This is a genomic window from Corynebacterium tuberculostearicum (assembly GCF_046097465.1).
GTDB lineage: Bacteria > Actinomycetota > Actinomycetes > Mycobacteriales > Mycobacteriaceae > Corynebacterium > Corynebacterium tuberculostearicum_I.
The window spans coordinates 2401701-2415604 of record NZ_CP175799.1 but is presented as its reverse complement, the minus strand read 5'-3'; the positions used below and the strand labels follow the sequence as shown (position 1 = coordinate 2415604).

Sequence of the window (13904 nt, the reverse complement as noted above, 5' to 3'; positions counted from 1 at the left end):
TTGACTAGTGACCTTCCCGCGGCGCCCTTTTACTTAATTTATATCGATTCTCTTTGAAAGGAGGAGATGCCCAGTGAGCGCCAAACCCGAATGGGCAGACAAAGACTATTATGCGGATCTGGGGGTCTCCTCGTCCGCAGACCAGAACGAGATTAAGCGTGCTTACCGCAAGCTAGCGCGCGAAAACCACCCCGATACCCACCCGGACGACCCCGCGGCAGCGGAAAGGTTCAAAAAGGTTGCGGAAGCCTACGACGTGCTTTCCGACGCCGCCGAGCGCAAGGAATACGACCAGTTCAAGGCCATGCTCCGCAATGGAGGCGGCTTTGGACGGATGGGAGGCGCCGGATTTCCCGGCGGGTTTCGATCCACGCGCATGGGTGGACAAGGTGCGCAAGAATTCGACCTCTCGGACCTCTTCGGAGGATCCGCTGGAGGATCGGCTCAAGGCGGCGGTGTTGGGGATATCTTCGGTAGCGTTTTCAACCGCGGCGGTAGTGCTGGCCACTCAGCTAAACCGTCGCGGGGGGCCGACGTCGAAACGGAAATAACCCTCGACTTCCGCGAGGCCGCTAAGGGAACCACCATTCCCCTGGCACTCAGCGGCAATGCGCCGTGCACCACGTGCCACGGCTCGGGTTCCGCTTCCGGCAAGACCTCTACCTGTGGCACCTGCAGCGGTACCGGTTTTACCTCGGAAAACCGCGGCGCTTTCGGTTTCTCTGCCCCGTGTAAGGACTGCGATGGCACCGGCCGGCGCATCACGGATCCGTGCAAGGATTGCCACGGCACCGGCACGGTTCACCGCACCCGCAATATCACCGTTCGCATCCCGGCCGGTGTTATTGATGGCCAAAAGGTACGCCTCGCCGGACAAGGCGAAGCAGGTCCCAACGGCACTCCAGCCGGTGACCTCTTCGTAGCGGTGACTGTAAAGCCGGATAAGGTCTTTACTCGCGAGGGCGATGACCTCCACGTCACCGTTCCGGTTTCCTTCACCGAGCTGGCCTTGGGCGATACCATCGCGGTTCCAACTTTGGATAACCCGGTGCGCGTGAAGATCCCCGCTGGCACGCCGGATGGACGCACGCTGCGGGTGCGCGGAAGGGGCATCGCCAAGCGCGGTGGCAACTCCGGTGATCTACTGGTTACCGTGCAGGTTACCGTGCCTACCAAGCTCGATGCCGCCGCCTCTAGCGCACTGCGCACCTATGCTCAGGCGGAAAAGGACTCCGGTTTCAACCCGCGTGCGGGTTGGGCCGGCGCCGAGAATGCTTAAGGCAGGAGGTGTGTTAAAAAATGAGCACTGGAAAGGCAGAAGATTCCGGCACCGCGGTCTACGTCATCTCCGTAGCTGCGGAACTCTCCGGAATGCATGCCCAAACCCTGCGCACCTATGACCGCATGGGCTTGGTTTCCCCAGCCCGCACTCGTGGCGGTGGCCGCCGCTACTCCGACCGGGACATCGAGCTGCTGCGCAAGATTCAGGCGCTGTCCCAAGACGATGGCGTCAACCTTGCCGGCATCAAGTCCATCATCGAGTTGACCGAGGAACGCGATCGACTCGAGGCCGAGCGCGACGCTTTAGCTGAAGAGGTCCGGACCCTGCGCGAGGAGGCCGCTGGACGTCGCCCGCAGCGCAGTGGTGAGCTTGTCCATGTCCCACGGTCTACCTCCGTGGTGATGTGGAGCCCACGCACCGCGCGTGAGCGAAAGCGCTCCCGCGGTCGTGTATACGGCCAAGACTAACTCTCGCTCTGCAGACGAGTACACCCAACCCCGCAGCCAGCTTTCCCGCTGGCTGCGGGGTTTTCTTCTACTCGCGTACTCGCGGCGCCATGTGAATTTTTGCAAAGGGGGTAACCGTAATCAGTGCGCATTGCAAAGTTTAGAGTTAGGATGACTAGCAAGCAGGTGACGCACAACACATACATAGGAAATAGTGTGGTACAACACCTTCACCTGTAATTTTCTCTAGGAAAGGACACGCACCATGACCCTGTATGCAGCCCCCGGAACCGAAGGCTCCATCGTTGACTACCGCGAACGCTATGACAACTACATCGGCGGCCAATGGGTGGCGCCCGTCGATGGTGAATACATGGACAACATCAGTCCGGTAAACGGCGAGGTATTTTGCCAGGTAGCTCGCGGCAAAGAAGCCGATATCAACTTGGCTATTGATGCCGCGGAAAAGGCCTTCGAAACCTTCGGTAAAACCACCCCGGCCGAGCGTGCGTTGCTCCTGCACCGCATTGCGGACCGCATCGAGGAAAACCTGGAAAAGATTGCGGTCGCGGAAACTTGGGAGAACGGCAAGGCCGTACGTGAAACTCTGGCCGCTGATATTCCGCTGGCCGTGGATCACTTCCGCTACTTCGCTGGCGCCATCCGCGCCCAGGAGGGCCGCCTGTCCCAGCTCAACCAGGATACCGTGGCCTATCACTACCATGAGCCGCTCGGCGTCGTAGGCCAGATTATCCCGTGGAATTTCCCGTTGCTCATGGCCGCTTGGAAGATCGCGCCCGCACTGGCTGCAGGTAACTGCATTGTTATGAAGCCGGCTGAGCAAACCCCAGCATCCATCCTGTTGCTCATCGATATCATCGGTGATCTTCTTCCTGATGGCGTGCTCAATATCGTCAATGGCCTAGGTGATGAAGCCGGTGCGGCACTATCCGGCTCGGACCGCATTGCCAAAATTGCCTTCACCGGCTCTACCCCGGTGGGAAAGATCATCAACAAGGCTGCCGCTGACAAGGTCATCCCCGTCACTTTGGAGCTGGGTGGTAAATCTCCGTCCATCTTCTTTAAAGACATCATGGATGAAGACGATTCCTACCTGGAAAAGTGCGTGGAGGGCTTTGTCATGTTTGCCCTTAACCAAGGCGAGGTCTGCACGTGCCCATCGCGCGCGCTGGTGCACGAAGAGATTGCAGATAAGTTCTTGGAACTGGCCGTTGAGCGCGTCAAGAAGATTAAGATTGGACACCCGCTTGATACGGAAACCATGATGGGCGCGCAGGCCTCCCAAGAGCAGATGGACAAGATCAAGCAGTACCTGGAGATTGGTCCGCAAGAAGGTGCGGAGACTCTTGTTGGCGGCCATGTGAACAAGGTGGAAGGCCTGGAAAAGGGCTACTACATTGAGCCCACCGTGTTTAAGGGAAATAACGACATGCGCATCTTCCAGGAAGAGATTTTTGGCCCGGTGCTCTCCGTAGCTACGTTCAAGGACTATGACGAGGCGATCGAAATCGCTAACGCCACCAACTTCGGCCTTGGGGCCGGCGTGTGGTCGCGCAGCCAAAACATCTGCTACCGCGCAGGCCGCGATATCCAGGCCGGCCGCGTGTGGGTCAATCACTACCACGACTACCCAGCGCACAGCGCCTTTGGCGGCTACAAGGAATCTGGCCTTGGCCGTGAGAACCACTTGATGATGCTGGGCCACTACCAGGAGACTAAGAATATGTTGGTCTCCTATTCGGATCAGCCGGCTGGTCTCTTCTAAAGGCCGTTCCCTTCGGACTAGTTCGCGCGTGCCACTTGGCCTAGGCCGCGCAAGAACCGTGGGTCCTCCCAATAGGAGCCATGATCGCCAGGGAGGCCATCCGCGCCGGGAAGGGGAGTGGCGCCAAAGGCATCAATGGTGGGATCGGGGCCATGGATGCCGCCGTGAGGCCCCGTCGTAATAGCGATGGGGTCGTTGGCGTTGGTGGCCGCCCAGATGCGGCCATGCAGTTCTGAGGCATGGTCAGCGCCGGTGCCAGGGCTGCCGACGAGCACTACGTCATCAGCAATCCTTTCCTGCTGTGCGGCGTGCCCGGTGACAACAGAACCATAGGAGTATCCCACAACGGTCCGCTTGGCCTGCGGATAGCGTCTACCGAGCGAGCGTTGAAACCGGGCGAGTTCTTGACTGGCAGTGCGTGCGGGAGTGGCGTGAACCGCACGGGGCAGGGAGGATGGCGCCTGGTAGCCCAACCACACCACCGTCGGTCCGCCGCTGGCCTTAGCTAGATTGCGACCGCGGTCTACCGCGCGCTGCCAGGTTTCTGGATCGGAGGAGTGAACTCCTTCCACAAAGGTGGTAAGCGATGCCGGCGTAGTCCGAAAGCCGCCGGGGTCCACCATGGCTACGAGCCGTCCGTCGCTAGTTTCTAGCACCCGCATATCTGGGTTCTGCGCGGCTAGCTGAGACACGTGCTCGCTGGCTTGGGCGAGGTTGATTTCGTGGACTGCATCCAACGGAAGATCGGAAAAATCCTCGAACCGGGCGGGTGGTTCCACCCCAGCAGGTGTACACAGCGCATCGATCTCTTGGGCGCACAACCAATCGAGGGAATCGCCCAGCGCCCGCACCTGATTCAACAACAGCCCAGCCGTGCTGGCAGCTACCCCGCTGCGCTCATCCACCTGGCCGAGGAATGCGATGATGCGGTCCTCGAGTTCCTCGCGGCGGGCCTGCAGGCTGGCGTGGAGTTCAAGGATGGTGGCAACCTGCTCCATCTGGTGCAGGGGTTGTGCGAGCCAGTCGGTGTAGCCTGCCAAACTGGTGCGGGCGGCGTCACCAGCGGGGCCTCCCAGTGATAGGTCTTGCCAATCCTGGTGTGCATCGATAAATCGAAAGCGCAGTTCAGCGCGTTCGCTGTGCAACGTACTGGCGCCATTTCTTAAAGCCACGGATAGGGTCATCGTGCATCTCCCAATGCCTGGCCCAGGCGGGAATCCACCCCGGCGGCAGTGTCGAGGAAGGCCGCAATGGAGCGCAATTGCTCGGCCGTGGCGTCCTCCGTTGCGGCCACGGCGCTGGACCAAGTGGCACGGGCTCGCTCTAGTGCGGCCGCGGTGCGGCAGGCGGTATCGAGTGCGGCCGTCGGCGGTGGCAGCGGAGGGCGCGCCATGAGGGAGCGGACGTAATCGGGCAGGTGCGTGGGAATTTCTACATAACTCATGCCCCTAAGCCTGAAGGACCACACAACGCCGCGCTAGGGGTAAAGGCGCAGCCTGTGGATAACTCCGCCCTGCTTCATTATTTTGGGAGGCATGAAGGTAGCAGCAGTGCAGTTAACGTCCACCGGTAATATCACCGAAAACCAGGAACTGGCCCTTGCCAAGATCCGTGAGGCGGCCGGAAACGGAGCGCGGCTAATCGTGCTGCCGGAGGCCACGGCGCAGAATTTCCGCTCCGGGCGCCTTGATGAGCAGGCGCAGACGCTCGAAGGCCCGTTCGCCACGGCGATCCAAGCGCTCGCAGAGGAGCTCGAGGTCACCGTCGTCGCCGGCATGTTCTGCCCGGCCGATACCGTGGAGCGCGAGGGCAAGACCATTAATCGCGTGACCAATACGGCGCTCATCGCAGGTCCTGGCGTGCTGGGCGGCTACGACAAGATCCACACCTATGATGCCTTTGACTACCGCGAATCGGATACGGTCTTGGCCGGCGAATCGCTCGTAGCCTTCGACGTGGATGACCTTATTGTGGGTGTGGCCACCTGCTATGACATCCGTTTCCCAGAGCAGTTTAAGGAGCTGGCCAGCCAGGGTGCGCAGCTCATTGTAGTACCCACGAGCTGGGCGGATGGCCCTGGAAAGCTGGAGCAGTGGCGCCTGCTCACGGCCGCGCGTGCCTTGGACTCCACTAGCTATATCGTCGCGGCCGGCCAATCGCGTCCGGGCGGTGGCGCAGAGGCGGGCAATCCTTCCGGACCAACGGGCATTGGCCATTCCACCATCGTTGATCCGAATGGCGTGCGCATGGCCGAGGCCGGCTACGAGGATGACATCCTCTATGCCGACATCGATCCGAATGAGGTAGCGAAAACCCGCCGCGCCCTGCCGGTTGTGGCCACTGTGGACTAGGCCAGAGCCGCGTAGTCTTCCGGCTGCCAGCGCCCGTCGCGGCCCCAGCTAAGGACGTCGATCTGCTGCTTGCCGACGCCCCTTTGAACCAACCTTTCCGCACCTTCCACAACCTCGTCGGCCGGTCCGACGAGTAAGAAGCGCGGGGGAGTGCCTGTGGATAACTCCACCTCGTTGACTACTACATCGGTCGGTTCCCCGGAGACTACATAGTCGGCGTCGGGTGCCAATTCGCGGGCATTGAGCAGCCACGGGTCTTGTTCTTCCCGCACGATGCGGCGCACCGGCACGCCGAGCGCTGCCAGGTTCTGCTGGAAGTAGGTGTCATAGTGGGCGCCGGGGCTGCCCGCCACGGCAAAGAGGCGTGGTACTCGGCCGCGGTCTTCATCGTCCAGCGTGGCGAGCGCCGCGCAGCGGGCCGTGGCCCAGCCGGTGCCATAGGCAATGATGACCAGTTCTCTTGCGCCCGCGTTCTGCAGGCTAATGCCGCCGGCGGGCTGGCCCAGGGTCCACCAGTCTCCTGGCTGCGCGTGCGCGAGGGATCGGGAAGCCTCGCCCGCGGTGGAGACATGAAAGACCACCTGGCCGGTTCCGTCGCTCGGCTGCGCAGGGGTGAGCATCCGCCATTGTCCCGGCAAGTACTGCGTGGTCACCGGAAAGTGCTGCCCCGGTTGATAGGGCACAGCCAAGCCAGCCTCCACGCGGATGATGGACGTCTCGCGAGTGGGGTGATCCACCGCCACCACTTGCGCCGAGTGCGCCGGTGCCTCGCCGGCGGCGTCGGACTCCCGTGCGGCGCCGGCCATCGTGGTACATACCTGGTGGATGACGTCACAGGCAAAGTTGTATTGATACTGCGTCAGCGCCAAAACCCGCAGGCCTGCTACGAGGGCATCATCGAAGCGGGAATAGATTTCGGCCGGAAACCCATGCCGACGGTGATCGCGGGCGAGCTGGGTGAGCTTTGCGGAGACGTCGGCAAGCAGGGGCTCCCCAGGCTCCGTATGCTCAATCACCCATGCCAGCGCAGGCACCATCGAAGTATGGGTATCGCGCATGGACAGCGCAAAAATCTGCCGGGATTCAGGTACCGCGTTAAAGAAATGCTCGTGCACCGCATCGCGGTACTCGTCTGCGTAATTTCGAAAATGCTCGCCCAATTCCCACATGTTTGACCATCCTAATAGTCAGCGCCCAACCGGGGGTCGAGCTACCTACTGAAAGCTGTAGCGGGGGTGAAAATGGGATCCTATGTTGTGGCTCACTTGGTGGCAGGTATTGTATTTTCTATCCGTCTGCCCTCTAACGGGGGCAAGCCGTCATAATTGCACAGCTAGAAAGGGTCCCCATGGAAGATTTTTCCGCTTATACGCTCATGCTGGATGTGGGCTGGATTTCTTTGCTCATGGTCATCGGCAACGTCCTGCGCCACCAGGTGAAGTTCATCTTCCAGGACCTGCTGCTACCTGCCCCGATCACCGCCGGCCTTATCGGCCTACTGGTAGGTCCAAACGTGCTGGGCTGGATCAACTTCTCCGATAATTTGGGTGACTACACCTCCATCCTCATCGCGGTGGTCTTTGCGTCTATGGCCTACTCCATGGAAGTGGGCGGCAACATGGGCAAGGGCGCGCGCAATATGTGGGGCTATTCCACCATGATGTTCACCGGCCAGTGGGGCCTATTTATCGTGCTGGGTCTTTTTCTCTTTGCGCCGCTATTTGATACCCCAAATTGGTTCGGCATGATGCTGCCCGTTGGCTTTACCGGCGGCTTCGGTACCGCCGCGGCCGTGGGTGGTGCGCTCGAGGGCGTGGGCGCCGATGCCGCCTCCTCGCTGGGCTTTACCTCGGCGACCGTCGGCACGCTGGCCGCAATCATTGGCGGCGTTATCGCCGGCAACTGGGGCATCCGCAAGGGCAAGGTTTCCCACGTGCCCAAGGAACTGCCGGAAGAGCTGCGCCGCGGCTACATCAAAAACATTGATGATCGTCCGTCGCTCGGCCGCGCTACCACCAATCCCTCGTCCATCGAGCCGCTCGCACTGCACTTCGGCTTCATCATCCTGACCGTAATGACTGCCTACGGCATCAACCAGGGTTTGAGCAGCATCTGGGAGAATGTCTCCGTGCCGCTCTTTGCCATGTCCATGGTGGTGGGCCTAATCTTCCGCGCGCTTATGAACTTCGTTGGCGCCGAGGACTACCTGGATAAGGACTCCATTTCCTCCATCTCCGGAGCAGCCACGGACTACCTCATTGCCTTCGGCGTGGCCGCCATCGTTCCGGCCGCTATTGCCTCTTATTGGCAGGCACTTCTCCTGCTCTTCGTCCTGGGCACCATCTTCTGTGTGTTCTTCTTGCTGTGGTTCCCAGCCGAGTTCTTTGGTGAGCGCTGGATTGAGCGCGGCATCTTTGGCTGGGGCTGGGCCACCGCCACCGTGGCAACCGGCATCGCCATCCTCAAGATTGTGGATCCTAAGCTCAAGTCCGGCACGCTGTCCGAATACGGCATGGCCTACATCGGTTTCGGTCCCTTCGAAATCTCGTGGACCATCATCGCGCCCATGGCCGTCATGTACGGATTCACCGGCCTCTTTGGTGCCATTTCCCTGGCCATTTCCATCGGCGTCTACATTGCCTTCAAATCCATGCGCCTTATGCCGCCGCGCGGCACTATCTTCCAAGAGGGCATCGGCCATGTAGGGCAGAAGCAGGCATAGCCGCGCTTGCCGACGCCCCCCTCTCCGTCAACCTTAAAAAACTATGAGATTGGCCGCACTAAAGTTAAGAAAATAATTCGCCGGTGGGGCGTGATGGAAATGTAAGCGGCCGTGACCTTTGCCTATCGGCCGCACTACCACCGTTAACATCGGTGAAAAATGGTTTTCTCGAAAAGAACATTCGATTGTGACTATCCCTGTACCTTAAATTTTGTTAGAATCGGCGGGTGTCAATCTTTGTCTTGATGAGGAACTAGATGTACCAGTTGGATGGGGCTTCCAGGCGGGTGATCATCCTGGAAGCCGCTGTTTATGTAGCGGGCTGCGCAGGCGAGCAGGCCGTTACTGTGGAATCTGTGGCGGACCAGGCTGGTCTCTCGCCACAGGCGGTGGCTGAGGAATTCGCCACCGGTGCTGACATGCTCGCGGAAATCCCCGCCTTCTTGGATCGTCGCATGTCTGAATACATGGTGGAAGCGGCGCGCCACCTGCCGGAGGATAATTCCGGCGGCGATGTTCTCATGCAGCTGGCAGAGGCTTATTTTGCCTACGCACAAGACGAGCCCGCCATCTATCACTACCTTTTTGAGCAATACGATGCCCTCGATGAGGAGCACGTTTGCCAATTCGCCAAGGGGGAAAAGTCGGGGACTCCGGGTGCGGACATGGCGCTGGACGTCGTCAAGCGCTTTGCCGAAGAGCAAGGTGCCGTCGTGGCCCACGACGGAGACATCTCTCCCCTGCAAATCGGCCGCATTACCTTGGCGTGTTGGTCGGTCATCCATGGCATGGGCCACTTGAGCGTGGTAGGTATCCTGCGCCTGCAACATGCCGTTATTCGCGCGGCCAACCTCAAGCAGGTCGATCGGCTCGTAGTCGATGCCCTGCAATATTGGTTTAAGAATAAGCAGATCCCACAGCGTCGCCCCATCATGAACGATGCCCGTGCCATCGTAGAAGGGGTCATGGGCAGCGAGCGCGAAAAGCCTTTCGTAGCTCCGGAAAACCTCGAGCAGATGGATCCGGAGGAGGCCAAGCGGGTCGTCATCGAGGCTTCCTTGCGCGTCGCCGGCCGCCGCGGTGTTGACCGCCGCTTCTTTGATCACGTGGCCGACAGGCTCGGAACTTCCAAGGATTTCCTGGCCACCATCGTGGACAATGACTTCGCGTTGCGCGAGGCGGCCGAAACCCTTACGACCATGGAGATGGCTCAGGTCTTCGAGGATTGTCTCGCCGCGCTTCCGGAGGACACCCCCACTGTAGACCAACTGCAGATTGTTGCGGCTGCCTATTTTAATTACGCGATGATGTACCCAGAGCGTTTCAGCTCCATTATCGCGCTGGCCAGCGGTTCCATCGTTCCGCACAATGGTGATGGCAGCTCGCACGAGGGCATGACTAAAAACTTCGCCATCATGATGGACCTGTTGCGCAAGTTCGTCATCGAAATGGGCATTACCCCCACCGACCAGCTGGTCTATATCAGCACGCTGGCCGTGTGGGCCGGTGCCAACGGCATTGCACACCTGTGCAGCATTGGCGATTTCAAGAGCTTCAATGAAGATCTCAAGTGGGCGCTTTTTGTCCAGGTAGTGACCGTGTCCTTCTTCGCCATCGCCCATAGTCTGCAGATTCTGGGGCACGAAGATGAGGAGTTCAAGCAGGTTTAAGACCCCTGTGCAAAGTTGAGCGGCCTACGCTCAAAAATGTTTAGGTTGAGTGGAATAGGCTCAACTCTGGGTGCGTTGTGCTAAGTGAAGCCCTACAGTGGGTGAATAAATCTTAGAAGGAGCAACGCACACATGAACTCATTTAACCCCACCACTAAAACTCAAGAGGCCTTGCAGGACGCCCTGCAAACCGCCTCCTCTAATGGCAACCCGGATATCCGCCCGGCCCATCTGCTGGCGGCCATTCTTAGCCAAGAAGGTGGCATTGCCGCCCCAGTTCTTAAGGCCACCGGCGTAGACCCGGATACCGTGCTCAAGGAAGCCCGCGAGCTCGTTGATTCTTATCCCAAGGCCGAGGGTGCCAATATGGCCAACCCGCAATTTAACCGCGATGGCCTCAACGTCCTGACTAAATCGCAGGAGTTGGCCGGGGAGCTGGGCGATGAATTCGTCTCCACCGAGGTCCTCCTCGCCGCGATTGCCGGCTCTAAGACCGACGCCGCCGAGCTACTTACCGGCCGTGGTGCTACTTATGACGCCATCAAGGGTGCCTTCCCCTCCGTGCGCGGCGCTGCCAAGGTGACCTCCGAGAACCCAGAGGACCAGTTCCAGGCCCTAGAAAAGTACGCCACGGACCTCACCGCGCGCGCCCGCGAGGGCAAGATCGACCCGGTCATCGGCCGTGATCAAGAAATCCGCCGCGTGGTCCAGGTGCTTAGCCGCCGCACGAAGAATAACCCAGTGCTCATTGGCGAACCCGGCGTGGGCAAAACCGCCATCGTGGAGGGCCTGGCCCGCCGCATCGTGGCTGGCGACGTCCCCGAGTCCCTCAAGGGAAAGACCCTCATCAGCCTGGATTTGGGCTCCATGGTCGCCGGCGCGAAGTACCGCGGCGAATTCGAGGAACGCCTCAAGGCCGTGCTCGATGAGATTAAGTCCTCCGAGGGCGAGATCATCACCTTCATCGATGAGCTGCACACCATCGTCGGCGCCGGCGCAACTGGCGACGGCTCCATGGACGCCGGCAACATGATTAAGCCCATGCTGGCCCGCGGCGAGCTGCGCTTGGTTGGCGCTACCACCTTGGACGAGTACCGCAAGTACATCGAAAAGGACGCCGCCCTCGAGCGCCGCTTCCAGCAGGTCTACGCTGCCGAGCCTTCCGTGGAAGACACCATTGGCATCCTGCGTGGCCTGAAGGAGCGCTACGAGGTCCACCACGGCGTGCGCATCATGGACTCCGCGCTGGTCTCGGCCGCCGAGCTATCCAACCGCTACATCACCAACCGCTTCCTGCCGGATAAGGCCATCGACCTCGTCGATGAAGCAGGCTCCCGCCTGCGCATGGAGATCGACTCCTCGCCGCAGGAGATCGACGAACTCGAGCGCATCGTTCGCCGCATGGAGATCGAAGAGCTGGCGTTGAAGAAGGAATCTGACGCGGCCTCCCAGGATCGCCTGGCCACCCTGCAAGGCGAGCTCGCGGACCAGCGCGAGAAGCTTGGCGAGCTCAAGGCCCGCTGGGCCAACGAGAAGAAGGCCATCGACGATGTCCAAAACATCAAGGAAGAACTCGATGACCTGCGCCGCCAAGCCGAAATTGCCGAGCGTGACGGCGACCTCGCACTGGCCTCTGAGATCAACTACGGCAAGATTCCACCGCTGGAAAAGGATCTCGCGGCCGCGGAGGTCAAGGCCGCCGAGCAGCGCAATACGATGCTCGATGAGGAGGTAAGCCCGGACACCATCGCGGAGGTCGTTTCCGCCTGGACCGGCATCCCGGCCGGCAAGATGTTGCAGGGCGAGACCGAGAAGCTGCTCAACATGGAATCCGTGCTGGGCAACCGCGTGGTCGGCCAGAAGGAAGCCGTCACCGCGGTTTCGGACGCCGTTCGCCGCTCCCGCGCGGGCGTGGCCGACCCCAACCGCCCGACCGGTTCCTTCCTCTTCCTCGGCCCCACCGGTGTGGGCAAGACCGAGCTCGCGAAGGCCTTGGCGGACTTCCTCTTCGACGATGAATCCGCCATGGTGCGCATCGATATGTCCGAGTACGGCGAGAAGCACTCCGTTTCCCGCCTCGTCGGTGCCCCTCCGGGATACGTCGGCCACGAGGCCGGCGGCCAGCTCACCGAGGCCGTGCGCCGCCGCCCTTACACGCTCGTGCTTTTCGACGAGGTAGAAAAGGCCCACCCCGACGTCTTCGACGTCCTCCTGCAGGTCCTGGATGAAGGCCGGCTTACCGACGGCCAAGGACGCACCGTCGACTTCCGCAATACCGTCATCATCCTGACCTCCAACCTGGGCGCCGGCGGCACCCGCGAGGAGACCATGGACGCGGTGAAGAAGGCCTTCAAGCCCGAATTCATCAACCGCCTCGATGATGTGGTTATGTTCGAGCCCCTTTCGGAGGATCTCCTGCGCGGAATCGTCGACATCCAACTGCGCGGCCTGTCCGAGCGCCTCGACGCCCGCCGCCTGACCCTGCAGGTCTCGGATTCCGCCAAGTCCTGGCTGGCCGAGCGCGGCTACGACCCGGCCTATGGCGCCCGCCCGTTGCGCCGCACCATCCAGCAGGCCATTGGTGACAAGCTCGCCAAGAAGCTACTGGCCGGCGATATCGTTGATGGCGACACCGTTCACGTGGACGTCGCCGATGGCGGCGCCGAACTAGACATCGCCGCGCGCTAGTCGGCCGCGCAGCGCCCGCCGCGCCAAATCCTGCTCATGCCCCTAGACTCGGGGGCATGAGCATTTTGGTCTCCCCACAAGAACTCCGCGAATCCATTTATCACGGCGAGCGTTTCACCCTCTTGGCCACCCACTGGCAGCCGCAGCTGCGCCAGAGCTACAACGAATTTACCTCCCTGCACATCCCGACGGCACTGTTTAGCGATACCGCCAATTCCTTCGCCGGCCTGCCCGGTTCCCAAGTAGGCCGCAACCCGCTGCCGGATCCGGATAAGTTGCAGGAGCACTTCCGCCAGTGGGGAATCCGCGAGGACCGTCCCGTCGTGGTCTATGACGAGGGCCGTGGCCTTTTCGCTGGCCGCGCGTGGTGGACCTTGCGCTGGGCTGGTCTGGACAACGTCCGCATCCTCGACGGCGGCTTGGCCAATTGGCGCCACCTGGGCTATACCACGCTGACCGGCCCTGGCAACTTCGCTGTCGGTGCCACCGCCGAGGTCAACCCCGGCCAAATGCCCGTGGCCACCATCGATGACGTGCGCAATCACGATGGCCTGCTCATCGATACCCGCACCCGCAACCGCTTCGCCGGCCGCCGTGAGAACCTCGACCTCAAGGCCGGCCACATCCCCGGCGCCGTCAACGTGCCGGAGCGCCTGTTCCACAACGATGGCCTGCGCACCTGGAAGTCCGCGGGCGAGATCCGCGAAGTGCTTTTCGACGCCGGCCTCACCCCCGACAATGTCCAAGGCGCCATCATCTACTCCGGCTCTGGCAACCACTCCGCCCTCGCCCTTGCCGCCATGGAAGACGCCGGCTTCACTGGCCTGCGCCACTATGTCGGCGGCTGGTCCCAGTGGTCCGCCAACCCCCACAACCCCGTCGAGCGCGGCGACCGCTTCACCGTCAACGGCTAATCGCCCCAGCCCGCCCCTCGCCTTCGCCCTCAGCCTCCCGCGTCC

11 protein-coding genes are annotated in these 13904 nt (G+C 61.1%); 8 read left to right on the top strand and 3 right to left on the bottom strand.

What is annotated here, in order from left to right; all coding sequences use genetic code 11:
• Nucleotides 1-73 precede the first annotated feature (73 nt).
• The 3 genes from dnaJ (at nt 74) to ACKFRX_RS11320 (ending at nt 3514) form a co-directional block, all read left to right on the top strand.
• A complete protein-coding gene (gene dnaJ / locus ACKFRX_RS11330; RefSeq protein ID WP_200435576.1) occupies nt 74-1279 on the top strand; it encodes a molecular chaperone DnaJ in 1206 nt (401 codons plus the stop codon).
• A 20-nt stretch (nt 1280-1299) separates the two neighbouring features.
• The gene (locus ACKFRX_RS11325) at nt 1300-1749 is read left to right on the top strand and encodes a heat shock protein transcriptional repressor HspR (protein WP_408927888.1); all 450 of its coding nucleotides are present in this window, start codon (nt 1300-1302) and stop codon (nt 1747-1749) included.
• Between the two features lie 244 nt (nt 1750-1993).
• Nucleotides 1994-3514: an aldehyde dehydrogenase family protein gene (locus tag ACKFRX_RS11320; RefSeq protein WP_408927887.1), complete on the top strand. Its 1521-nt coding sequence runs from the start codon at nt 1994-1996 to the stop codon at nt 3512-3514.
• 17 nt (nt 3515-3531) lie between these two features.
• Here ACKFRX_RS11320 and ACKFRX_RS11315 read toward each other — a convergent pair whose 3' ends face one another.
• Both ACKFRX_RS11315 and ACKFRX_RS11310 read right to left on the bottom strand, forming a co-directional pair.
• Nucleotides 3532-4698, bottom strand: a complete 1167-nt coding sequence (locus ACKFRX_RS11315) for an alpha/beta hydrolase (protein ID WP_408927886.1) — start codon at nt 4696-4698, stop codon at nt 3532-3534.
• A complete protein-coding gene (locus ACKFRX_RS11310; protein WP_150850551.1) occupies nt 4695-4958 on the bottom strand; it encodes a hypothetical protein in 264 nt (87 codons plus the stop codon). The genes ACKFRX_RS11315 and ACKFRX_RS11310 overlap by 4 nt, the downstream gene beginning before the upstream one ends.
• Before the next feature lie 91 nt (nt 4959-5049).
• Between ACKFRX_RS11310 and ACKFRX_RS11305 the strand changes: the two genes are divergently transcribed.
• Nucleotides 5050-5865: a carbon-nitrogen hydrolase family protein gene (locus tag ACKFRX_RS11305; RefSeq protein WP_408927885.1), complete on the top strand. Its 816-nt coding sequence runs from the start codon at nt 5050-5052 to the stop codon at nt 5863-5865.
• On the opposite strand, the gene ACKFRX_RS11300 is transcribed toward ACKFRX_RS11305, so the two are convergent.
• On the bottom strand, nt 5862-7034 hold the full coding sequence (locus tag ACKFRX_RS11300) for a 2-polyprenylphenol hydroxylase (protein WP_408921821.1): 1173 nt from the start codon (nt 7032-7034) through the stop codon (nt 5862-5864). The genes ACKFRX_RS11305 and ACKFRX_RS11300 overlap by 4 nt on opposite strands.
• A 179-nt stretch (nt 7035-7213) precedes the next feature.
• On the opposite strand from ACKFRX_RS11300, the gene ACKFRX_RS11295 reads away from it, so the two are divergent.
• The 4 genes from ACKFRX_RS11295 (at nt 7214) to ACKFRX_RS11280 (ending at nt 13859) form a co-directional block, all read left to right on the top strand.
• Nucleotides 7214-8587: a sodium/glutamate symporter gene (locus tag ACKFRX_RS11295; RefSeq protein WP_408924361.1), complete on the top strand. Its 1374-nt coding sequence runs from the start codon at nt 7214-7216 to the stop codon at nt 8585-8587.
• Between the two features lie 287 nt (nt 8588-8874).
• Complete coding sequence (locus tag ACKFRX_RS11290) at nt 8875-10257, top strand: TetR/AcrR family transcriptional regulator (protein ID WP_408927884.1); 1383 nt, start codon at nt 8875-8877, stop codon at nt 10255-10257.
• Nucleotides 10258-10389: 132 nt separating this feature from the next.
• Nucleotides 10390-12945 carry an ATP-dependent chaperone ClpB gene (clpB, locus tag ACKFRX_RS11285; protein ID WP_005329335.1) on the top strand — a complete coding sequence of 852 codons (2556 nt, stop codon included), beginning with the start codon at nt 10390-10392 and terminating at the stop codon, nt 12943-12945.
• 56 nt (nt 12946-13001) lie between these two features.
• Nucleotides 13002-13859 carry a sulfurtransferase gene (locus ACKFRX_RS11280; RefSeq protein WP_049379001.1) on the top strand — a complete coding sequence of 286 codons (858 nt, stop codon included), beginning with the start codon at nt 13002-13004 and terminating at the stop codon, nt 13857-13859.
• The last annotated feature ends 45 nt before the right edge of the window (nt 13860-13904 follow it).